Annotated in this window: 18 protein-coding genes; 3 read left to right on the forward strand and 15 right to left on the reverse strand. The window is 68.3% G+C overall.

The window, feature by feature from the left end; translation table 11 throughout:
* Positions 1–66 precede the first annotated feature (66 nt).
* From ACWDEN_RS12990 to fxlM, 3 genes are all read left to right on the forward strand, one after another.
* Positions 67–627, forward strand: coding sequence for a thiopeptide-type bacteriocin biosynthesis protein (locus ACWDEN_RS12990; RefSeq protein ID WP_450858925.1), 561 nt, complete (start codon positions 67–69; stop codon positions 625–627).
* Entirely contained in the window at positions 627–1,802 is a 1,176-nt protein-coding gene (locus ACWDEN_RS12995) for a lanthionine synthetase C family protein (RefSeq protein WP_450858842.1), read from the forward strand. Before ACWDEN_RS12990 ends, ACWDEN_RS12995 begins: the two co-directional genes overlap by 1 nt.
* Positions 1,803–1,888: 86 nt before the next feature.
* Positions 1,889–3,112: a methyltransferase, FxLD system gene (gene fxlM, locus ACWDEN_RS13000; RefSeq protein WP_450858844.1), complete on the forward strand. Its 1,224-nt coding sequence runs from the start codon at positions 1,889–1,891 to the stop codon at positions 3,110–3,112.
* A gap of 235 nt (positions 3,113–3,347) precedes the next feature.
* Here fxlM and haaN read toward each other — a convergent pair whose 3' ends face one another.
* From haaN to ACWDEN_RS13075, 15 genes are all read right to left on the reverse strand, one after another.
* A complete protein-coding gene (haaN, locus tag ACWDEN_RS13005) occupies positions 3,348–3,827 on the reverse strand; it encodes a cyclophane-containing RiPP N-acetyltransferase HaaN (RefSeq protein ID WP_450858846.1) in 480 nt (159 codons plus the stop codon).
* A gap of 90 nt (positions 3,828–3,917) precedes the next feature.
* Complete coding sequence (locus tag ACWDEN_RS13010) at positions 3,918–5,078, reverse strand: FxsB family cyclophane-forming radical SAM/SPASM peptide maturase (RefSeq protein WP_450858848.1); 1,161 nt, start codon at positions 5,076–5,078, stop codon at positions 3,918–3,920.
* A gap of 13 nt (positions 5,079–5,091) precedes the next feature.
* Positions 5,092–5,295: a HaaA family cyclophane-containing RiPP peptide gene (gene haaA / locus ACWDEN_RS13015; RefSeq protein ID WP_450858850.1), complete on the reverse strand. Its 204-nt coding sequence runs from the start codon at positions 5,293–5,295 to the stop codon at positions 5,092–5,094.
* Positions 5,296–5,422: 127 nt separating this feature from the next.
* Entirely contained in the window at positions 5,423–8,191 is a 2,769-nt protein-coding gene (haaT, locus tag ACWDEN_RS13020; protein WP_450858852.1) for a cyclophane-containing RiPP biosynthesis TPR protein HaaT, read from the reverse strand.
* Positions 8,192–8,459: 268 nt separating this feature from the next.
* Positions 8,460–9,884: a DUF6177 family protein gene (locus ACWDEN_RS13025; RefSeq protein WP_450858854.1), complete on the reverse strand. Its 1,425-nt coding sequence runs from the start codon at positions 9,882–9,884 to the stop codon at positions 8,460–8,462.
* The gene (gene eccCa / locus ACWDEN_RS13030) at positions 9,881–13,882 is read right to left on the reverse strand and encodes a type VII secretion protein EccCa (protein WP_450858856.1); all 4,002 of its coding nucleotides are present in this window, start codon (positions 13,880–13,882) and stop codon (positions 9,881–9,883) included. The genes ACWDEN_RS13025 and eccCa overlap by 4 nt, the downstream gene beginning before the upstream one ends.
* Positions 13,879–15,138, reverse strand: coding sequence for a nucleotide-binding protein (locus ACWDEN_RS13035; protein WP_351620911.1), 1,260 nt, complete (start codon positions 15,136–15,138; stop codon positions 13,879–13,881). Before ACWDEN_RS13035 ends, eccCa begins: the two co-directional genes overlap by 4 nt.
* 13 nt (positions 15,139–15,151) lie before the next feature.
* Positions 15,152–16,516, reverse strand: coding sequence for a type VII secretion integral membrane protein EccD (gene eccD, locus ACWDEN_RS13040; RefSeq protein WP_450858858.1), 1,365 nt, complete (start codon positions 16,514–16,516; stop codon positions 15,152–15,154).
* A gap of 13 nt (positions 16,517–16,529) precedes the next feature.
* Positions 16,530–16,838, reverse strand: coding sequence for a hypothetical protein (locus tag ACWDEN_RS13045; RefSeq protein WP_450858927.1), 309 nt, complete (start codon positions 16,836–16,838; stop codon positions 16,530–16,532).
* A 507-nt stretch (positions 16,839–17,345) separates the two neighbouring features.
* The gene (locus ACWDEN_RS13050; protein WP_351620917.1) at positions 17,346–17,633 is read right to left on the reverse strand and encodes a hypothetical protein; all 288 of its coding nucleotides are present in this window, start codon (positions 17,631–17,633) and stop codon (positions 17,346–17,348) included.
* An 833-nt stretch (positions 17,634–18,466) separates the two neighbouring features.
* Positions 18,467–19,027 carry a type VII secretion system-associated protein gene (locus ACWDEN_RS13055; RefSeq protein ID WP_351620920.1) on the reverse strand — a complete coding sequence of 187 codons (561 nt, stop codon included), beginning with the start codon at positions 19,025–19,027 and terminating at the stop codon, positions 18,467–18,469.
* 404 nt (positions 19,028–19,431) lie between these two features.
* The gene (locus tag ACWDEN_RS13060; protein WP_450858861.1) at positions 19,432–21,555 is read right to left on the reverse strand and encodes a scabin-related ADP-ribosyltransferase; all 2,124 of its coding nucleotides are present in this window, start codon (positions 21,553–21,555) and stop codon (positions 19,432–19,434) included.
* Between the two features lie 2 nt (positions 21,556–21,557).
* Positions 21,558–21,956: a DUF6507 family protein gene (locus ACWDEN_RS13065; RefSeq protein WP_450858863.1), complete on the reverse strand. Its 399-nt coding sequence runs from the start codon at positions 21,954–21,956 to the stop codon at positions 21,558–21,560.
* 64 nt (positions 21,957–22,020) lie between these two features.
* Entirely contained in the window at positions 22,021–22,332 is a 312-nt protein-coding gene (locus tag ACWDEN_RS13070; RefSeq protein WP_351620929.1) for a pore-forming ESAT-6 family protein, read from the reverse strand.
* A gap of 55 nt (positions 22,333–22,387) precedes the next feature.
* On the reverse strand, positions 22,388–22,720 hold the full coding sequence (locus ACWDEN_RS13075) for a hypothetical protein (RefSeq protein WP_450858865.1): 333 nt from the start codon (positions 22,718–22,720) through the stop codon (positions 22,388–22,390).
* Between the last annotated feature and the right edge of the window lie 490 nt (positions 22,721–23,210).

Consider the following 23,210-nt stretch of genomic DNA (forward strand, 5'->3'; position numbering starts at 1 on the left):
CCGCGGCCCCGGGCAGTACGCCACCTACACCGAGCTCGTCGCCCGCTGGGCTGCCGGGCTGCCGGGCTGCGCCGCGAGGGGTTCAGCAGCAGGCTCGTGTTCGACACGTACACCCCGGAGATCGGCCGCTACGGCCCGGGCGCGGCCCTGCGCGGTGTCGAGTCGGTGTTCACGGCCGACTCGGCCTACACCATCGCTGCCCTGCAGGCTCTGGGAGCCAGCGGCATCGACGGACGCGCGCTGGCCGCCGTGGGGATGGTGGATGTCGCCTGCGGCCTGCTCGGTCCCGACGAGGGCATGCGGTGGCTGGCGAACCGCCCCGCGCCTCCGGCCCGCGTCGAGCGAGACGTCAGCGACCAGGCCATCGAACTCGTCCGCCGCTCTACGCCCCGGGCCCGCGGCTGGGGCGACGCGCTCGCCCACGCGTGGCATCGCCGCGCCGTGGCCCTGGCGCTGTACCGCGAGCACCTCACCGAGAGCATGAACCTCGACGCCGTCCTCGAGTCCCTGCTGCACATGCACCACAACCGCCTGCGCGGCCTGGATCAGGAGGACGAGCGGATCTGTCGGCGCCTGGCCCGTCAGTCCGCCGTCGCGTGGGCCGCCTGGCCGGGGGAGAGCCGCTGATGAACCACGACGCACCGCCCACACCCACCAGGCCCGGCTGGGGCCAGTCGCTGTACTCCGGGGCAGCGGGAGTCGCCCTGCTGCACGCCGTCAGAGCCCGCGCCGGCCAGGAGGACCGGGACGCGCTCCGGCCGTGGGCCGCCGCCATGGTCAAGGGCCCGATCCAGGCCGCCCCCGAAGCATGCGGCCTGTATGAGGGCGCCCCGGCTGTCGCCTACGTCCTCAGCTTCATGCAGACGAGCACCGCCGCACGTGCCCTGACGACCTTGGACAGGCACCTCGCCGATGTCACGCGCCACCGACTGAAGGAGGCACACGCCCGCATCGACCGTGGCACGTTGCCCAGCCTGGGCGAGTACGACCTCATCAGCGGAATGACCGGCCTGGGTACGTACCACCTGCACCGCGGCCACAAGAGGGAACTGCGAGACACCCTGGCCTATCTGGTGCGACTGACCGAACCGATCATCATCGAATCGCAGCCCATGCCCGGCTGGTGGACCGGCGACAGCCCCGAACTGCGACCGACGCCGCGATGGCCCGGCGGACACGGCAACTTCGGCCTTGCCCACGGCATCGCAGGGCCGCTGGTACTGCTGGCTACGGCATTGCGTCATGGCCACCAGGTGGCGGGGCATACACAGGCCATCACACGGATCTGCGAGTGGCTCGACCGCTGGCGCACCGGCACGGGCTCGCACGCCTGGTGGCCGGATCTGATCACCAGGGCCGAATACCGACGCGGCGCACTCCAGCGCCCAGGACCGAGACGCCCATCCTGGTGCTACGGCACTCCCGGCATCGCTCGCGCCCAACAACTCGCCAGCCTCGCCCTCGGCGACCGCGACCGGCAACGCCAGGCCGAACAGGCCCTGGCCGGATGTTTGGCCGACGACAAGCAGCTCGCTCAGCTCACCGACGCATCCGTCTGCCACGGCTGGGCAGGGCTCATCCAGATCGTCTCCCGGGCCGCCGCCGATGCCGTTGACGATCAACTCGCGGGATATCTACCTCGCCTGCACGCCCGGCTCGACGAGCACCTGGACCACAGCGGACTACCGGCCGGCGCGGGCCTGATGGACGGCACGGCAGGCATCCACCTGGTCCGATTCGCCGACCCTGTCGACACGACACCCGCGGTGCCCTGGGATCAATGCCTGCTGCTGAGGGGATGACACTGCGCACCACATCCGACCCCCAGAACAAATCAGTACGATCTGCCCCTGCCACATGCATGGCCGGGTACTTGCGGAAGGACACGATGAAAACCACCACCGGCGCCTCTCCAGAAGACCTGCGCAACCGTCTGGTCGACGACATCCTGAGGGAGGACGTCTCCGGCCTCCGCGACGCACGCGTCGAAACCGCCATGCGGACCGTACCCCGCCACGCCTTCCTCCCCGACGCGACCATCGAGGAGGCATACGCCAACACGAGCGTGACGATCAAGGAGAACCCAGACGAGGATGCACTTCCACTGAGCTGTGCCTCCCAGCCCGATGTCGTGCACTTCATGCTGGTCCAGCTCGCGGTCCGCGAAGGTGACAACGTCTTCGAGGTCGGGGCCGGCACCGGCTACAACGCCGCCTTGCTGAAGTACCTCACCGGGACGTCGGGACAAGTCACCACGTGCGATATCGACGCTGACGTGACCGCCTACGCTCGCCGGATGCTGGACGCCAACGGATATGGAGATGTTCGTGTGGTCACAAGGGACGGCGCCCTCGGTGCCCCGGAGCTCGGCCCCTACGACCGAATGATCGCCACGGTCGGGATGTGGGACCTCCCCGGTGCCTGGTGGGACCAGCTCGCCGTTGGCGGACGACTCGTGGTTCCGCTGCGCTGGCGCGGACTGTCCAGGTCCGTGGCCTTCCGGCGTGTGAAGGACCGGATGTGCTCCGACTCCGTGAAGATGTGCGGGTTCCTCCCGGTGATCGGCCAGGGTGGAGAGCGTAACGACTACATCGACGACAGTCGGCATGTCAGGCTGTACTGGGACGAGGACCAGCCCATCGTCCCGGAACTCCTGCGCGACTCGCTCACCCGACCGAAGTCGGTCGTCTGGACCGATGCGACGGTCGGCCCCGTCGAGTCGTTCGACGGCGTCTGGCTGCGCCTGAGCGCCACCGAGCGAGCGACCTGCCGCATCACTGCGAAGCCCGCAGCGATGGAGGCGGGCCTTCATCGGCCAGCCTCGCCGGCCCTGAGCCCCGCCCTCGTCGAGGGTGACTCGATCGCGTACCTCACTCTGGAGCGGACCGCCGAAGACGCGGGCGCCGAGCCCCGGTTCCGGCTGGGGGCCGTCGGCTATGGCCCGGCTGGCGCCGATCTCGCGGAGCGCATCTGCGCGCAGATCCGCGCCTGGAGCCCAGCCAGGACCGCCGAACCCGTGGTCACCGCCTACCCTGCGGACACACCAGACAGCGACATCGCCAGCGGAGCTGTGATCAACCGGCCTTCCGCGCGGCTCGTCATCACTTACTGACGCTTGTTGGCGCGGCCGTTGGCAGGGTGCGGTCGCGCCCATCGCAGCGAGAGCAGGGTGGAATCAGAGCGCGGCGGTCGGGGAGCATTTGAGACTCCCCACCATGGTGGCCGTACGTCGGCCTTGGCCATGTGGTCGTACGAGTCAAGCCTGTGCGCGCACTCATCCGAGCCGGATGACGATTCTGCTGCCGCACTCGCCGGAGCTCTCTACTACCGCTGGCCTCGCTCCACCCTCATGCAGTGCCGGAGTCGACCCGGTAGACGATCTTTCCGTCGTACTCGGCGAACCCGAGTGACTTGTAGAAGGCCCGTGCACCTGGATTGTCACTGTCGGTCATCCATTCCACGCGGCTGCACCCAGGGCGCGCCGCGGCGATGGCACGGAGTTCGTCCATGAGACGTACCCCGATGCCCTGTCGTCGGAGGTTGCCACGGACGTACAACTCTTTGAGGAACAGGGAGTGTGAGGATCCGGCGGCCGGCCAGAGGAACGAGTAGGCGGCGAGACCCACGATGTCCCCGATCTCGTCCTCGACGAGCAGCGCAGACGCCAGCGGCGGCGAGCCGAACAGCGCCTCCTCAACCTGGGTGCGGCGTTCCTCCAGTCGCTGGATGCCGCTGTCGATCGCGCCGTAGAACCGTTCGATCTCCTCGATCAGCTCGGCCACGGCCAGGACGTCCCGCTTCTCGGCAGGCCGGATGGTCACAGTCATCGGCGCCTCCTTTGTTCCTCGATAGCTTCGGTCGCTGCTGCTCTCGTTCGTACCAACGCCTAATCCCCGTTGGCGGTACGCCGCACGCGCCTATAGCGACGAGGCGGCCTGCGCATGCGCGTTCCAGCCGTGCTGTCGCAAGGAGTCCTGGACATGCCGGATGAGGTACTCCAGGTCTGCGCAGTAGACGGACGGATTCCTGTAGTCCTGGGCTGTGCTGAAGCGATGCGGGAGATAACCACCGCCACACACCTCGACGAGCGGGCAGGCACGGCACTTCGCGGCGAGCGCGTCCCTGCCGTATTGCCGGTGCATCAGTTTCGGATGCGACAGAGCGTCGTCGAAGGAGTGTTGGAAGACGTCGAGACCGAGCCAGGAGGCGCCCTCCTCGACCGACCGCAGGGTGTCCACGGCCTCGATGGAGCCGTCGGACTCGATCACAACGCTCGTGGGCGGGGCCAGGCCGAGCGTCTCTACCGATCCGCGCACGCCGGAGCTGAGGGCCACGATGTCCTCCAGCATTCGGACGCTGTGCCGGTACTCGGGCCGGGCGAGCCAGGCGTCGTACACCCTGCTCATCCACAGCCCGTACTCGGGCACGCTCGGGTTCGTGCGGTGTGGCGGGTCGTCGTGGGTCGCGTGCGGAAGGCCGAAGTCGATCACAGGCGGCTCGAACGCCGCCAGGTAGTCGTGGACCTCAACTGGGTCGTTGGCCAGGTCCACGACGGCGAGCAGCCCCGCGAACAGGTGCGGTCGGGACCGCACGAGCTCGATGCCGCGCACGGCAGACGCGGCGCTCGACCGCCCCGCGTGGGTCAACCGGTGTCGGTCGTTGGCGCTCGTAGGCCCGTCGAGGCTGACCCCCACCGCCACCCCGTACCGCTCGAAGAGATCCAGCCAGGCACCAGACAGTAGGGTCCCGTTGGTCTGGAGTTCGAAGCGGACCGTCGTCCGGGTCGGCACACCGTCCCGGACGGCGCCCAGCAGGTCTGCCATGTGCCGGACGCCGGCCAGCAGCGGCTCCCCGCCATGAAGCACGACATGGGCAGTCGGCAGGGCGTGTGCTGCGGCGTGCTCACCGATACGCCGAGCAGCCCCCCGGACCACGTCCAGGTCCATCCGGGCGGGCAGACGCCGCGCTGTTTGGTCCTTGGAGTTGAAGACGAAGCAATAGTCGCAGTCGATGTTGCAGCGGTTGGCAACCTTGAGGATGAACGTCCGGAAAGGCGCGAGGACTTCGGGGCGCGTCATCGAGTGGGCGCGCTCACAAGGGCCAGGGCCAGATGAGCGAGGCTGCGTGGGCCCCGTCGCCGCCCCGGTTCGTCGCGGCCTGCTCGGCCACCAGCCGCTGCCGTACGCGGGCGGCCACGCGGTCCAGGACGGCTGTGGCGCCCGTCACCGGCTCCACGCACGTCCGGCCGGCGGGCGTGATGGTATGTGGCTCGGTTACGAACGTGGGTGACGGCATTCAACGCTCCTCGTGTGGTACGTGCCGGAGGCGGCACGGTAGGACGGGGTTGAAGGGACAGAGCAGCCGGAAACGTAGCATCCTCAACGACCGGACCAGCACCGGGAATTCGGCCACATGGACGGCGTCAACCAGACCACGGCACCAGCAACCGTTCGATGTCGTCCGCGGCCCCGCGCACCCCCAACCGCCGGTACACGGTCACGGCGGCTCGCAGCGAGCCCACGCCGTGGCCAGGCCCGTCGATCGTCCAGTCGCAGCGGCCGATGCCCTCCAGCGCGTGCGCTTCCTCCAGCGGGCAGCGGATGTCCCGCGCGAGCGTGAGTGCCTGGTCGAAGTGCCGACGGGCGGCTGTCGGTTCACCGGAGGTGAGCAGCAGCATCCCCCAGTGGTTCAGTACTTCTGCCTGGCCGCACCGGTCGCCCAATGCCCGCAGGATCTCCAAACCGCGTTGGAAGGCTTCGGTCGCGCCGGCGCGCTCGCCGACAATGCCGCGCGCCACGCCCAGCTCGCTGAGCGAGGCGGCCTCACCGCCGCGGCTGCCAAGCTCCCGGTAGGCGTCCAGTGCCTCTTCCAGAAGCCGGATCGCCTCCGTCGCATCTCCGGACACACGGTGCACGACGCCAAGGTGACGGACGCTGTTCGTACGACCGAACCGTTCACCGAGCTCGGAGAAGTACGTCAGAGCCTGGCTGTGCGCCGTCCGGGCTCCGTCGATGTCTCCGGTCAGCCGTCGGACGACGCCTAACTCGTTCAGCGCGTAAGCCTGGTGCACACGGTCGTCCAGCTCCAGGTAGATGTCGAACGCTTCCTGGTGATGTCGCGTGGCCAGGTCGTACGCGCCCATGAGGCAGTGCACGACGCCCAGGTCCCGCAGGGAGTTCCCTTCCCCGTACCGGTCACCGAGTTCCCGGTAGATCGCCAGAGCCTCGCCCTGCGCCTCCACCGCAGCGTCGAACCGACTCAACTGCCGGTGTGTCATGCCGAGATCCGCGAGCGCATTCGCCTGTCCGAGCCGGTACCCCAGCTCACGGTAGAGGGCGAGGGCCTCGGACTGGGCGCGAGCCGCGTCCTCGTTGTCCGCGGTCAGGTACCAAACAATGCCGAGCTGGTTCAGGGCGTCCGCCTTGCCGCGCCGTTCGTCGACCGCTTCGTACGCCGTCACGGCGTCGTTAAGGGCTTCGATCGCCTGTGGGTAGGCGGCCATGAAGCGGCGTACGACACCGAGTTCGGCGAGAGCGTCGCCGCGGGCCCGCTGGTCGCCGGTGTGGCGGGCGGCCTCGGCGGCGGTCCGGTGGAGCCCGACGGCCTGGTCCCAGGGGCCGGCCTGGCGCAGGAAGGGCGCCATGGCCGCGGCGAGCCGGACCACGAGGTCGTACAGAGCTAGACCGTTCGCCCGCCTGACGCAGGCCAGGATGTTGGCCCGCTCGGTCTCCAGCCAGTTCAGTGCATCTACCCGCGACTCCAAGGCCGGGGTCTCGACCTGCGACGCGTCGTCCGGCGCTGGTGGTACTGCGGCACCGCTGCGCACGATGTGCCTGTTCGCGACGGCGAGAGCTGCCAGGTAGTAGGTGCACACACGCTGGACGGCCTGTACGTGGTCCATGCTGTCTCCCTCGGCGGCGAGGCCGCGGGCGTAGTCACGCAGGAGATCGTGCAGCCGGTAGCGGCTCCCCGGGTGCTCGTCGATCAGGTGGTCGTCGTAGAGCACTTCGAGGTGCCGACGGGCCACCGCGACCGAGACTTCACCCAGGGCCGCCCCGACGTGGGTGTCGAGATCCGTGCCCGGGAAGAAGCCGAGTTGCCTGAAGAAGCGCTGCCGCTCCGGCGTGAGATCTCGGTAGGAGAGATCGAACGTCGCGGTGACGGCGCGTTCCCCGGCGCGCAGCTCTCCCAGTCGGTCCCGCGCCGCCACCAGTCTCCCGCGCAGGTCCTCGGCGGTCCAGGACGGATGGTGCCGCAGCCGTGCCGCGAGCAGCGACACCCCCAGCGGCAGACATCCGCACAGTCGCACCAAATCGTCCACCACGTCCCGGTCGAGCGCCTCGGTCGGCCGTCCACTGAGTCGAACGAAGAGGTCGACAGAGTGAGCCGGCGGCAGCGCGTCCACCGACATGACAACCTCCTCGTTCGCCACCAGCCGCTTGCGGCTGGTCACCAACACCAGGCACCCGCTCCCACCGGGAAGCAGTGGCTCCAGCTGTCGGTAGCTGGCCGCGTTGTCGAGAATGAGCAGCGCCTTCTTGTCCGCGAGCCTGCTCCGCCACATGGCGGCCCGGGCCTCAGTGACCGCTCCGACGTCGTCCCCGACAGGTATCTGCTGCGTCGGTACGCCGGCTGCCGAGAGAAGCGAGGCCAGCGCCTCGCCGGCCTGCACTGGGCTGCGCCCCGGCGTGTGTCCGTTGAGGTTCACGAAGAGCTGCCCGTCGGGAAACCGCTCGGATAGCAGGTGTCCGGCATGCACGGCGAAGGTGGTTTTCCCGACGCCCGGCATACCGTCGATCACATGAACTGGCAGAGGGGCGTCACGCTCCTGCGAGTCGCGCACCGCGCCCACCAGCAGCTCCAGCTCCGCAGTACGGTCCGTGAACGCAGCGGTGTCGCGCGGCAACGAGCGAAGCACATGGGCGGCTTCCGGCGGCCCCTCTCCATCTTCTCGCCGCCCCGATGACATGGGAGGCCGCGTCTCGGAGAGCCCTGCGAGCAGGGCCGTCAGCCCCGCCATCGCCACGCCCAGCGCGACGAACGAGGACCAGGGGTGGTCCTGTAACCAGCCCAGCCAACCGGGCCACCGCGACTTACCAGATACCGCGTTTGTAACTAGCCCGACCAGCAGTGTGGTCACTGCGCCAGCTCCGGCGATGACGCCGATCGCGATCCCGCGTCGGACTCTCATACGAAGGCCCTTGCAGCCGGGTGCGTGCGCGACACCGTCTCGGTGCCGTTGACGAAACACCACGAACCGCTAACCGACCTGGTCACGAAGGCTACCCCCGTCCGACGCCACAGCTTCCCTAACGGAACAGTTCCCGTGGACCTTGGTCAAGGGCGCCTCTGCGCCATGGAAGCGTCTCGCAGATACCAGGATGGAAGCGGATTCCCCTGAGTTGGCCTCCGCATAGCTATGGGCCTCGAGGCGAGACCCCGTGGCCGGCACCGTCTGATCACCCCGTACCTGGGGTACCGGCCTTGAGGTGTGCGATGAGGGTCTGGAGCACCGGCCAGGCGGCGGCGTCGGTTCCGTCGCCGAGGGAGTAGTGCAGGGCCGGGGCTGTGGCTGTGCCGAGCTGTACGGGCCTAAACGTGAGCGGGGGGCGGCGGGCGTGGGTGAGTCCTATGGCTTGGGTGTCTCTGGTGCCGAGGGTGAACGTGACGGGGATCGGCGGGCTGGTGAGAACAGGAGCCAGGGTCAGATCCGCGTCGGCTGCGGTCAGTGTCGTCAGCATGGTCCTCAGGCCATGGGTGCCGACGAGTTCGGCGGCCAGTGCCTCGATCGCGTCCAGAGGGACCTGCTCGGCTGTCGGGTATCCGACCGTGAGCGTGATGTCCTCGGCGATGCCGGCCGTGGTGCGTGACGTGCGGTGGGTCGCGATGGCTGGTCGGTCGGGGGAGCCGATGACGAGGGCGTGGGTGGGTTGTGGGGAGCGGTTGCGGGCCAGGTCTGTCAGCTGGCGGGTTGACCAGGGGAGGTTGATCGGTTCGGCTGTGCCCCAGCCGGTGGGCGGGGCTCCTGTCAGGTGGCGCCAGGTTGCTTCCAGGACTGTGCCGAGTACGAGGTCGGCGTCGGGGGAGCGGACGGTACGCAGCGCCACGGTGAGTCGGCGTTCTTCGGTGTGCTGCGCGCCTCGCGTGAAAGCGTCCGCGACCTTCGCCAGCGTGGCTGTCGGCGCGAAGGTGCCGTCTTGCCAGGCGAGTTCGGCGCCCGAGAGGCCGTCGTAGTAGCCGCCCGTTGGATCCTTGACGATCCAGCGGTTCGGTGCGCCGACGAGGGCTGTGCGCAGCGGGATGGTGAGTCGGACATGGGGTGGAGTGACGATATGAAGGGCCCGGTTGGAGGCGGCCGTGGCGCGTAGGACGTCGGACAGCCACGTGGTGAGGCCGAGTACGGGGCGGTCGGTGATGACCACCGCGGTGGATTCAGTGAGGACGTCGATGGTGGGCAGGGCCCCGTCCGGCAGTGGGGTGGCGGTGACGTCGTCGCTGTCCGGGGGCATCTGTACGACCGCAGTGTCGGCGACCTCGCGTGGCCAGGTTGTTCCGCCGAGCAGCATCGTCAGGCGTCCGCAGAACGAACCGGCGAGGGGTTCTGCCGCTGGTATCGCGGTTGAGGCGCGTGTCTCGGTCCACCAGTACGGCGGTTGTGGTGGGGTGATGTGGGGGCCGAGGAGGCGTTCGGCCTCGCCTGGCACGTGGACCAGGAGCGGGGATTCGACGGAGACCAGGGGGCGGCCGGCCGCTGTGCACAGGTGGATGACCGCGCCGTCGTCGGTGGCGGTCAGACTCAGGTTGGGTCCGCCGGCGTACAGGGCGGCCAGCAGCGTTCCGGCGTCGGGCATCTTCTCGGTGAGCGCGATGGCGTCCTTGGTCATGCCGGAGTCTCCGTTGGCTCGGGCTCGGGTGCGAGGGCGGTCTGGATCAGCTGGTGGCGGTGGCCGCGGCGGACCAGGGTGCCGCGGCCGGGCGGCTGAGTAGAGGCGTACAGGCCGGGGAAGAGCTGGCCTTCGGTGCGGTCGCCCGTCATGACCAGGGAGGCGGTTCCGGTTTCGCGCAGTGCCGTCAGGAACGGCTCGTACAGGGCCCGCGAGGCTCCGGCGACCCGGCGGGCGACGACGAAGTGCAGGCCGATGTCGCGGGCCGAGGAGATGTAGGGCAGGAACGGGGTGAGGGGCTGCTGGCCGGCCGCGGTGAGGATGTCGTAGTCGTCGACGAGGATCACGATCCGCGGCCCGGTGAACGACGGCTCATCGGTCAGGGCGTCGGGGTCGGGGGCCTCCGGAAGGCGTTTTGCCAGTTCGGTGGCGATGCCGGTGGCGAGTGCCTGGGAGAGCGCGGCGTTGTGCGCGTAGCCGCCTCGGTAGGGCTCGGGGATGACGCCCCGCAGGCCGCGCCGCGGGTCGAACACGCCGAAGACCAGTCCGTCCTTGTCGTAGCGGTCGATGAGGGAGTGGGAGATCAGCTTGAGCAGGTTCGTCTTTCCGCACTCGTTGTCGCCGAGGACGAGCAGGTGCTGGTCGGTGCCGAAGAGGTCGAGGACGGTCGGGGAGAGGGTCTCCTCGTCGACGCCGATCGGGATCGCGTGCGGTTCCGCCGCCGTCGATGGGAGCCGTTGGGCAGGCAGTCTGGTCGGCAGGACCCGTACGGGAGGGGCGAGTTCGCCGTGCCAGGTGGCGCGCAGGGCGGCCGCTGCCTGTTCGAGGGCGGGGCCGAGGTCGCCTGTGGTAGCGCGTGTGTCGATGCGGGGAAGGGCTGTCTGGGCAAAGAGTTTGCCGTCGGTCAGTGCCCGGCCCGGGGTGTCCGCTGACAGCGTCGCGGAGAGTTTGCGGTCGACGGAGGAGTCCGCCGGGTCGTTCAGGCGCAGTTCGATGCGGCTGCCGAAGAGCGACTGGGTGGCGATGCGTACGTCGTTCCAGCGGAGCATGCCCGCCACGACGTGGATGCCGTAGCCGCTGCCGCGCTTGAGGAGGTCGGTCACGTCGTCGTCGAGGTGGGCGAACTCGTCGCGCAGGGCTCCGAATGCGTCGATGAGCAGGACGATGTCGGTGGAGCCGAGCCGGGGCAGCTCGCCCTTGGCGCGCAGATCTCGCAGCTGGTCGACCGAGTCGATGCCGCGCTCGCGGAAGATTTCCTCGCGTTCGGCGAGCATGGCGCGGACTTCGGCGACGGTGCGGGCGGCGCGCTCGTGGTCGGCGCGGGTCGCGATGCCGCCGACGTGCGGCAGGGCCGCGAGGGCGCTCAGTCCGCCGCCAGCCAGGTCGAGGCCGTAGACGGCGACGTCGCGCGGGGTGTGGGTGAGGGCGAGGGAGAGCGCGAGGGTGCGCAGCAGGGTCGTCTTGCCGGAGGCGGGGCCGCCGATGACGGCGGTGTGTCCGCCCGCGGTGTTCAGGTCGTGCACCCACGGGCCCTGCCACTGCCGGGCGGGATCGTCGAGGACACCCAGCGGCACCCGCATCGGGCCGTCGGCGACGCTGAGCCGGAGGCCGTCGGGGGATGCCTGTACCGGGCCGGCGGCCGTGTCGAGGGTGAGGGCTTCGGGCAGAGGGGGCAGCCAGATCCGGCGTACTGGTTCGGAGGCTTCGGTGAGCTGAGCGACCGCGACGCCCAGGACGGTCGGCCCGGTCTCGCGCTCACGCGGCGCCGGTGCGTCTTCTCCCGTTATGGGGACCTGTGCCGGGGCGTTGAAGGCCGGGTACGGCCAGGCGAGCGGTTCGGCGTCGGCGGCGCTGTCGTGTACGACGGGACCGCGGTACGCGCCGGAGACGAAGCCGGCCTTGAAGCGGGTGTAGGTGGAGGTGTCGACCTTCAGGTAGCCGAAGCCGGGCAGGGGCGGCAGGTGGAAGGCGTCGGTGGTCTCCAGGACCGTGCGCGATTCGTCCGCCGAGAACGTGCGCAAGCCGAGCCGGTAGGACAGGTATGTCTCCAGGCCCCTGAGTTTGCCGCCTTCGATGCGCTGGCTGGACAGCAGCAGGTGGACGCCGATGGAGCGGCCGATGCGGCCGATGGAGAGGAACAGGTCGATGAAGTCCGGTTTGGCGGTGAGGAGTTCGCCGAACTCGTCGATGACGACGAAGAGGTGAGGGAGGGGTTCGAGGTCGGGCCGGTTGGCGGCGCGTAGCGCGCGGTAGTGGCTGATGTCGGCGATGTTGCCGGCGTCCTTGAGTATCTGCTGGCGGCGTTTGATCTCACCGGCGAGGGAGGTGTGGACGCGTTCGACCAGGTCGGCCTGGTTCTCCAGGTTGGTGATGACGCCCGCCACGTGCGGCAGGCCGGCGAAGGGGGCGAAGGTGGCTCCGCCCTTGTAGTCGACGAGGACCATTGCCAGATCCTCCGGTCCGTGCGTGGTCACCAGTGCGAGTACGAGGGTGCGCAGCAGTTCGCTCTTGCCGGAGCCGGTCGCACCGACGCACAACCCGTGTGGGCCCATGCCGAGTTCGGCAGATTCCTTCAGGTCGAGCAGCACCGGTTGGTGGCGGTCGTCGAGGCCGATCGGGACGCGCAGGAAGTCCCGCTCGCCGCGCGGCGCCCACTGCCGGGCCACATCGAGGGCGGCCATGTCGTCGATGCCGAGCAGCTGCGGGAAGTCGACCGGTCCGGAGACGGGGGTGCCTTCGGTGGCGGACTCGGCGGACAGCCGCAGCGGCGCGAGGGCCCGTGCCAGGGCCTCAGCTTCGGCGAGGCCAGTGTGGTCGGCCATGCCGTGCGTCCGTGCGACCTGCGTCCCGCGGACGTCTTCCACTACGACCCGGTCGCCGTCGACGATGATGCGCACGGAGACGTGATCGGGTTCATGGATCTGCTCGGCGAGCAGGTGCAGCATCGTGACGCCCATGTCGTCCAGGGCGACGGCGGCGTCCGGGCGCGGAAGGTCTGCGGCGTTCTCCCCGTACGCGTCGCTGAACACGAGCAGCCGGCCGGTCAGAGCGAGCGCCTTCCCGTCGGACAGCCCTCGGCGCACCTCCGCCGCGTACGAGGCACGACGTGCCAGATCCGCGCCGATCACCTGGGCCAGCTGCGCTGGGTCGGGAGCGATGCGCCGTGCTTCGAGGGCGCCGTCACCGCTGTGCGGCTCGAGAACATGCGGGAGCCATTTCGCCCACTCCCAGTCCTCCATACGGTCCCCGGGCATGGCGAGCGCGATCGCCACGTCGTCCGGTGCGTGGGTCACCGCGGCCTGCACGAGCAGGGACCGGGCGACGCGCAGTACGTCCGCACGCTCTCCGATGATGCTGACGTTGCCGGCCCGGTCCAGTGGCACGGTCAGCGGATGGTCCGACACGGTGCTGTATCGCGCCTGCAGGGCGCGTGCCTCGTTCAGCATGAACGGGTCGGGCGGGGTGAGCACGCCCCCGGCCGCGTTCTGGCCGACAGCCAGTTCGTGCACAGGAACGTCGCCCACACCGACCCGCACGTGAAGGAAGTCTGTGTCCGTGCGGCGCCGCTCCCACAGCCGGGCGGGAGCACGCAGGACGTCGTACAGGGCCGTCGGGGCGGGGTGAAGAATCCGGGCGGCCGTGCGGCGCTCGCGCTCGGCCGTGCTCAGCTCGGCGCGGAGTTCCTCAAGGTACTCAAGGTACCGCTCGCGCTGGATGCGCCGCTGGCGCTGTGCCTTGCCGCGCTGGGACAGGAACAGGGCGACCGCGCCGAGCAGCGCGATGACGAGGACGACGGCGCCCAGGCCCGCGAACTGGCTGGAGCGGATGACCGTCATCATCACGACCGAGCTCATGACGCCGGCCATCGGCAGCAGCGCGGTTGCCGGGCTGCCGGTCTTGCCTTCGGGCAGGTTCGGCGGGGGCTCGATCGTGCGGGCCGCCGGCGGGAGCAGCGGACGCGTCGAGCGGGCTGGACGATGGACCTGCTGCTGCGTCAACGTACCCGCACCGCCCTCTGCAGGGACTCGGCGGCGAGCTGGGTGGCAGCGCGGCGGGTGGCCTCGCCGAGCCGGTCGGTCATGATCGGTCCGCCACCGGCCAGGTGCCGGTCGTAGGGCAGATGCACGAGGGTGACTCCGGTTTCCCGCAAATGGGCCGTGGCGGCCTTCAGATCGAGGTTGGCGTCGGGTGTGTTCGAGGTGAGAGCCACGACGGTGGAGGCGAGCGCGGCATGCGGCAGCCCACCCAGCCAGTCCAGGACGATGCGGGTACCGCCCACCCCTTCGGCGGTGAGCGGAGCGACGACCACACGTGCGTGCGCCGTGTCCATCGCCGTACGGGCCACCTCGCCGGGCAGCGTCTCGCAGTCCACGACCGTGACGGCGAAGTAACGCCGCAGCGCGAGCGTCACGGTGCGGTAGGTCGCAACGTCCAGGGGGGCGCCCACCCGCCCCTGGCTGGCGGGCAGCAGCCAGCCGCCGTCCGCTACCGGCACCAAGTAGCCGGTGATATCGGTCAGTTGCATCGAGGGAGTAAGGATCCGGGACAGCTCGACGCACGACCAGCGTACGGACTGAGCGCCCATGCGCACCGGCAGCGTGCCCAGGGCGGCGTCCGCTTCCAGGGCGAGTACGGGGTCGTGCCGGTAGTGGCTGAACGCCCGCGACAGCAGCGCGGCGGTCGTGGTCTTGCCGACTCCACCGCGGATCGACGTCACGGCGATCACCCGGCCCGTGGTCACCGGCTGCTGCACCATGCTGCCCAGCCGGCTCTCCTCGGCGACCTCCTGCGCGGCCGACGAGGTCAGCTTGCGCAGCGACCGGCCCGAACGCCGCGTCAGCGAGTCACCGTGCTTGGGCGATCCGAGCGCTATCGCGAGGCGCGGGTCGAGTGTCGGCACGGGCTCCGGCGTCGCCATGGGCAGCCGGGCCTGGCGTGGCGGCCGTACGGCGGCAAAGGCATCCGGCGGCGCTGCGGCATGGAGAGGCTGGGCTTCGGCCTCAGGGCACGGTGGTGCTTGAGGCGGCGTGAGGGGGACCGGCGACGGGGCACCCGCGCGCGGGTCAGACACAGTGCCGTACTCCATGCCGGAGGTGTCGCCGGGCTGCCCAGGACGCGGATGCTCCTCGTCCGGGTTGCGCGCGGGTAGCGGAGGCCGAGCCTCGCTGGAGGAACCCCGCTTGGTGACGTCCTCGGGGGAGGCATTCTTCAGCTCGCGCAGGACGTCGTCCTGCCAACGGCCGGAAGTCGTCATCGCCGCCACCTCCTCAGGCGAAGGTGCCGAGCAGCCGCCCGTACACGCCGAACACCCCGAGCAGCAGCGGGAACAGAGCGATCACACCGGCCGACTCCAGCACATCACCGGCCCTGCGCAGCCGTACCCGCACATGCTCGGCAGGCTGCACGGCCAGCACACCCAAGGACAGCACGACCAGCACGCCGAGAACCGCGAGCGGAGCCGCGGCTCCGGAGCGCTCCCGCCACAACCAGGCCAGCCGCAGCGCCACCACCATGGACGCCGCCAGCAGCGCGACAACCTCCGCGATCAGGGGGTAGGCACGCGACCGCAGCGCGACGACGAACGCCACGGCAACGGCCAGCAGCACCGTCCATACGGTCACGGCACGCACCGCCAGCACTCCGGCAACGGCGCCCGAGAGCGCGGTGACGACCGTCGCCAACGCCAGCCCCCGGTGAGTGGCTGCCAACGCGGCCGCCACCTGGTAACGACTGACCGACGCCCCCGCGGAGCGCCGGTCGTCCAGCCCGGACAACCCGGATGCGGCAAGCGCCAACCGCGGCAGCACTCCGAGCGCCACCACGGACACCACGGCAAGCAACGCCCCGGCGCGAGCCGATCCACCCGCACTCGCCCCGCCGCCCTGGAAGGCGAGCGCCATCTCCCAGCACGCTCCAGCCCCGGCCAGCGCCCCCGCCCCGACCAGAGCACCCCGCCCGAACGGCGAGAACCAGCCGAGCAGCAACAGCGCCACCACCACGACCGAGAGCACGGCCGCCAGCCGTACGGCCCCCGACCACCCCTGGGCGTCGGCCAGCGCCCAAGCGCCCTGGGCGCCCACAGCGGCACTCACACCGACCAGAGCCGCGGCGGGCCCCTTGCGCCCGGTCCGGCCCAGCAGTGCGCCGGCTGTCGCGGCCACCACGGCACTCACAAGGAGTCCCCATCCGGCGGCCCCGGCCTCGAAACCCTGCCGGGCCACGACCCCGGCGGCGAGTGCCCACACCACGCCCGCCCCTGCGGCCACGATCCGCCGCGCCCGTGCGTCCCACCGCCAGGCCCGCACATCCAGATCGCCGGCCGCCTCGTCACTCACGTCATGGACAACCGGAGCGGACGGCGCGTCCTCAACCCGCACCAGCCGCAGCACCGCGCCGTCGGGTACTTCCGCCGACTCCAGCGTGTCGTCCGGCTCCAGGGCGTTGCCGTCGGCCTTCACCAGGTGCCGGACCTGGGGACGATCGCCCACCCGGTCGTCGAGCAGCCGCATCACCTCGGGCAACAACAGCCCGACCGGCTCCCGGGACGGCAGTACCAGATCCACCCGCCGCTGCTCACCGACCAATGTGACTCGACTCAGTGCCGTACGGCTCACATTCCCCCGGGTTATCACGCGTTCGAACCTATCATCGGGCCGAATCCGCAGACCGCGGTGCCCCGGTGGCCTTACCGGAGGCGGGCGCGGAGGGTACGGCCGGGGCGGGCACAGACGTCCCGTAAGGAGCCTTCCCGATCACCCGGTGTTCGATGAACGACCACCCCACACACCCGGCACACCCCACAGCGGCGATCACCACCCCCGCGAACGCCTTCCCCAGCCGCTCATCCACCGTGCGCCGCTGCCGCTGCGCCCCGAACAACACGGCATCACGCAACCGACGCCGCCGCACCGATACGGACTCAAGAAGCTGACTGTCGTAATCCTGGGCTGACACGTAAAGATTCCGGTTCGCTGGTATCGGACCATTGAGTTGTGCGCTGTGGTTGGTCAACTGGGCATGCGTCACGGGCCGCGCAGACCCGCAGTTCATCGACCATGCTCTCTCATGCGGCTTTGCACGCACAACGCGGTACCAGCGTCAGCAGCGCAGGCCGACGACGCCCCAACCACGGCTCTCTGCCTCCCCGACCACCTCTCCCCAGTCGGTGAGAGGGCCGGCAAACGATTCGAACGTACCGATCCGTCCGCCCGGCTCCGCGGCGTGCCGGATGCACAGCTCACGAAGGGCTTTCAGATGTGGTTCCGCCTGCCGCCACCCATCCAGCGATCAAGGGCACATGATCGAGCAGACACCACAACAAGAGATCCGCGGCCCAGGGGCACGGCCGCTCAGGAAGCCCGAACCGGCGCCGGTGGCGTCCTCCAGACCGTGCCAGAACAACGCGTCGATCGTCACGTGCGGAGTTCGCCGACCCACACTCGCAGTCACTGCTTCTGAGCGTCACTCAGGCGGCGTCGGCTGGTCAGGCCGATCCTCGAAAAGATAGGCGTACATGGACTGAAGGTATTCGTAGAGGGATTCATCTCCTGGGAACTCGATGTCGCTCAGGCGTTCATAGTCCTCGATGGACAGACTTCTTTCTCTGAGTACCTGAGACAGGCCTTCTCGTACCTGTTGGACATAGGACTTGTCGAAAGCCATTAGGGTTGGGCGCAGATATCCCCTGGTGTCGTAGGCTTGCTCCAAGTGAAGGTACGTCTGGATGAATGTCTCCAACTGCTTGTTCACGTTCTCTTTTCCTCTACGGATAGCGACCGGCTGCCGGGTCGGCATACATGGTGATTAGTTTCCATCCGCCATCCTCGAATTTATAAACAGGTCTGATTGTTCCACCTTGGAAGCCCAAGAGTAGGAACTCACCGTGATTCGCGGAGTTGCCGTAGAAACCGGTGAAGCGCTTGTACCCGTCAGAACCGAGGATTTGTTCGATCGGTGTGGGTGGAGGTGGAGTCCCGGTGCTGCTCTCTGGCCCTGGCCGCGATGCATGCTGCTCCAGACCAGCACGGCCGGTCTTTTGCCGACACTCGCGCCGCAGGCCTTCGCCGAAGTCGGCGGCGCTATGTCATCGGAGGTCCTTGGTGACCTCGTTCACCATGGGAGTCTACGGTGCCATGCTGCAGACGTACCTGCTGCAGCATGGCACCTTCGGAGAAGAGCCTTATTAGTCCTCGCTGGGCTGTGAAGTGGGGCGCAGTTCGAGTTCTGCGGTAGCCAGCATGCGTACGATTTCGATCGGGAGGGGCGACGAATTCCATCCCTACGATCTCGGCTGGGTCGATCCGGCGCGTCTGTCCGCCGATCCCGGTTGCTTCGATGACGTAGCGATATCCGTGGGGTGCGGCGGGGTCGTCTTCGACACACCAGCTTGCAACGTACTTCTGGATGAGGAAGTCGGCGAGGTAACATACCAAGTCCGCGTGTGGCGTTACCCAGTCGTATTGCTCGACTTCGTTGAGCGGGGCGTGCGGGGACCAATCCTGTTGGGCTGGAGTGAGGCTCATCGGGTCACGAGTGTGGACGATGGCCACCGTACCCGATAGTATTTAGCCTCCGAATCACCGTCAGGATTCCCCCTGCATGTCAGCGAGGGGAATGCGCACAGAAGCCGAACTGTTTCCGTTCAAAACGACGACCGTGTACTCCGGTAGTCGTGGAAGCAGGTCTCGGAAGTCTACCCGTTGAAGCCGAGGGGCTGAACGGGGAGCATGGGTCGGATGTGTGTAAAGCGCGATTGCGGGACCATTCGCTCCACCTGCCTGAAGCTGAGCCTGCGGGTCCGGACTGGGAGCCAGATAGACAGTCGCGTCCATCAGAGCCCGGCGTACGTCAGCGTCGGGGGCGTACCCCGTTGCGGCAAGTTGAACGGCAGCATCCACAGGGTCAGATGGAAGGGGCATGCCGAGGGCCCTGGGGGATGGTCGGTAGTTCGGGTTGTGGTTGAACTCGTCCGTGATCCGACCATGCGGATCGACCTTCCAGGCGCCGACGATGCCGATGGGAGGGACCTTCCCCGCTGGATCGAAATAGGGGTCGATTGCATAAACCCAGCCGCCCGGCCGGTTGGCTGCCTGGGCACGCACATCCTCGGTTACCGGCGGAACTGCTGCCTGCGCCTTATTCATTGCCACGACCCCTGCGTTGCCTGTGTGCTTGCTCCTGCTCGGCCACACTGGCCAGTCGTGCCCGCTCTGCAGGAGGGACGTCGGTGAAGATGTCGACGGTGAGTGGACGACCAGTCGATGGCCAGCGGTATGCCCTCCGCCCTCCGCCCATTTCGAGCGCCATCCTGCTGGGGTACACGTCGCGACAGGAGCCCTCGACCGCTGGAGTCAGCCCCTGATCTTCCAGATCTCCTCGTACCTGGACGAGAGCCGTGAAGAGATTCCACGATGTGTGATGCGAGGCGCGCTGCCCCCAGGCGATGTGGACGGTGTACTCGTCGCCTTTGAAGGAGGCAACGAGGTGTCCGGGAGTCTCGCCCCCGTCGGAGACCAGCACAATCTCCTTCTGGTACAGGATCTCTGTTTCAACGGACACGCTCAGCCTCGGGGACGTAGTGCGGGTTGGGGATGAGGTCGCCGAGCTCACCTGTCGCGTAATCGTATGGATAGGCGCCCTTGATGTACTCACTGCGAATTCCTCCGGGGAAGGCTACCTCCTCTTCGTAGGAGAGCGGGTGGTCCCCCAGAGACCGGTTGATGTCGATCCCGCCTGGCACGTCAATCTCGTATGTGTACTTGCCTCCGAACTCGTCACCGATGTCGTCACGGTACGAGGTGCTGACGAACGCTGAGTGCTCACTGTCCTCAACGTACTGGGCCAGGTCCGTGTTGGAAGGGTCTCGTGGTTCGAAGCCGCTCTCGAAGATCGTGTCGGGGGCACGGTTGTCGCTGCGGAACAGGGGTTCATGACCTTCGCGCCACACCACCGGCATGCCAAGACGACCCAGATCCACACTGCGATCAGTCGCTGCTGCCAACCGATCGGGCTCGTCACCTGGCGCTGCCGCATGCCCAGAACCGCTGCCTGGGCCATCCACGCCGCCTCCGGATCCTGAACCTTCGTGGCCTGTGGTGTGCCCGCCAGCGGAAGGGGCATCGTGGCCGACGTTGTTCCCGGCAGCGTGATCGCCGCCGTCCTGGCCCGAAATGTGGCTGCCTGGGGCAGGGGCCTCGTGGCTTGTGGACGAGCTGTCGGTGAAGCCGCTACCTGTGCCATCAGGAAGCTGAGATGCAGCGTCACGCGGGGTGTGCTCGGCTCGAGCTCCGGCACCGACCAGGTCACGTGAGTGATCCGCCAGCCGTGGCGCACTCAGCTCCTGGCGATCGTTCGAGGACAGTTCGTGCGCGGCTTCGTCGACGTGCTGCCGCAGGCTGCCGTCGGCGTTGAGGACGTGCCCCTCGTCGGTGAGGAAGACGACCTTCCCGGTGGCCTTGTCGACATAGGGAATGGCGTTGGCCGGGATCTTGGGGGAGCGGAGGGCGTCTGCCTGTTTGAGCAGGTCGGCCGTCACGCCGGTGTGCAGGTTCCTCAGTGTGGAGAAGGTGTCGCCGACCCTGGCGAAGGCGAACTTGCTCACCTTGCCCACGTACGTCATGGGGTCGATGACCCGGCCGACCTTGCCCACGGCCGACACGGTGCGGACGACCGCACCACTCTTGCCGGCGCCTGAGGCCGCGGCGCCGGCTCCCTCGGTGCCCAAGAGGGTCAGGACGTTGAATCCGAAGGAGCCCGCGGCCCGACCCGGGTTGGTCTTCCACTGGTCCCAGGCGACCAATCCCTTGGCGGTCTGGTTGAGGACGTGGCGGGAGTCACGCAGCCAGGACGGGAGGTCTTTCTCAGGTACCCATCCCCAGGCGCCCAGAGTCACGAGGGTCATGCCGACACCGGTGCCGAGTTTGGCCAGGTTCTTCCATGCTTCGCCGGCGGCGTCGGCGCCGTCCCAGCCGACCAGGGTGCCCAGGCCATGGACGGTGGCCACCACGCCGTCGTCCCAGAATCCGTCCCAGACCTGCTTGGTCTGGTGGGCCAGCCAGGCCCAGCCCTCGTACTCCTTCTCAGCAGGCGCGCCCCAGGGAGTTTGCTTCGCCTGGTCGAGGTCGGCGGCGTTGAAGCCGTACATGTTGCAGCTGTGGGAGCCGTCGTCGGCGACCAGCGGGCTGCCGCCGATCAGAGCCATGATCTTGTTGTAGGCCCTGCGCTCGGCGGCCTCGAAGGCGGCGACCGTGTGGTTGACGTCGTGCCACAGATCGTTGTTGTGGTCGACCTTGTCGTGGTCCTTGCGCCAGTTGTCATCCCCGGACACCGAGTTCACGAAGGCGGTCGCCTCCGCCTTCAAACTGTCCAGCTTCTTCACCAGGGGCTGGACTTCGAGACTGTAGTCCGACAGGGCGTTCGCGACCTTCTCCAGGTCGTCGGCGAAGGCATCGGACTTCGTCTTCACCGGCAGCGTGGTGCCGAACAACTGCTCAGCCTCGGGAGCCGAGTAGAAGGAGGACAGGTGCTGGAAGGTGGTGTGCACGTCCGAGCCGGACGCACGGAACTGGCCCGCGTCCGCGGTCAGCAGCATCACATCGGTGTCCAGGGTGTCCAGGTCACCGATGAAGTGCGGTATGCCTGAAGGGTCGATCAGCTTGGCCTCGTCGCCCATCGTCACCGGCCCTTCGTACGGTGGCCCGTCTCACCGACACCGGGCAGGTCTACCTTCGGTTCCTTGGCCGCCTCGCGCTGCGCGTTCGCGGCGTGCTCGAGGTCACCGGCTATGTAGTAGCGGGTGGCCTGGTCCGCCCCGTGGAGAGAATTCGAGGTGCGCTTGGCGATGTACACCAGGTCTCGGCTCCAGTGCTGCATGAACTGGCCCAGCGCCGAGCCGACCAGCCCCACCGTGCTGGTGTACGGGCCGTACTGGCTGGTCAGCGTGCCGGCCGCGGAAGCGGCCTCCTCCAGGTTGCTCTGCATCGCACTGCCGGCGTCCGCCATGTTCTTGGCAGCGGTGCCGCAGTCGCCCAGCACCTTGTACACCCCAACCGGGTGAATGTCCCACCCCGTCACGACAATCCCCTCATCCCCGTATGCGCCTGCTGGGCGCGTCGTCCGCCCGCCAAGTCCTTTCGTGTCAGCCGATGTTGTCGACAGCCGCCTTGGCCTTGGCGAGGGTGGCCTGAGCGGTGCCGTCGTTCTGCTCCAGCGTGTTGCGGACCAGACGGATGATCTCGCGCACCTCGGACGCGGCCCGGTGCCAGCGGACCTCCTTGCCGTGGTACTCGTCCGAGACACCGTCGGCCTGGAAGTCGGCCATCGCCGCCTTGACCGCCCGGTCGCGGTCGGTCAGCACGCGCTCCAGCTGACCGATGATGCCGGCCAGGCTGGTCTGCACGTCGGCGGAGGCGCCGGTGTCGTACGAGCGGCGGTCCTGGTTCTGAGCCATGATCAACTCCCCCTTGAAAACGGTGACCCAGCTGTGACTTGCTCTTCGAGGGCGGTTATCGCGCGCCGAAACGGGCCGCGTCGAAGTTGGCAACGCCCATGTTCTGGTGCGCGTTGTCGCCCAACTCCATGTCACCACTGCCGAACGCGGTGTCCATACCGGACTGACCACCCACGATCGCGCCAAGTGAGCCGTTCAGTTCTGCCGTGATCTCGTCGGCATGCGCCTTGAACGTGTCGAACGCGGCCTTGCCCGCTCCGTTGAACTTCCCCTCCAACGGCTCGGCTGCCTGGATCAGCAGCCGGATCAGCGTGCCCAGGTCGTCGCTTGAAGCGACGGTGCTCTTGCCGAGCTGCGACAGGGTCGTCGACCCCATGTCGAACTTCATCTACCCACCCCCGTAAGCGTGATGTCCGTGCGCAGAGACTGTTCAGTCGCCGCTACTCCGTCTCGCGACGCCCAGAACCCCGCAGTGCATCGAACATCCTCTCGCATCCTGCGTTGCAGGCGCAACGTGAATGAGCATGAGTTGGCGTGATCTGGTTCACGAGGCGGAGACGTGTGACAGAGCGGTCTGGCCAGTACGGATGGCGGCGGACTCAAGTCCAGCTTGCCGAGGACTGGCCGGTTGACGAGGCCCGGGTCGGCGAGGGCTTCTACTGGCCGACGGGCGTGTAGGCCGCCACCGGCCGGGACTTTCAGCAGTACCAGGACAGTCGAAGCGGCGCAGGCTCCGTCGTGGGCCAGTAGCGGCGTGATGTTCCACGTGAGAGGACTCGTGCATGAGCCACCCGGCTATGAGTCACCCCGCGATCCTGCGCCTTGGGCAGGTACTCGAAGCGCCGTTGCCTTCCGCTCCCTTCTCTGTTTTTAGGTAA

The organism is Streptomyces sp. NPDC001153 (assembly GCF_053598315.1).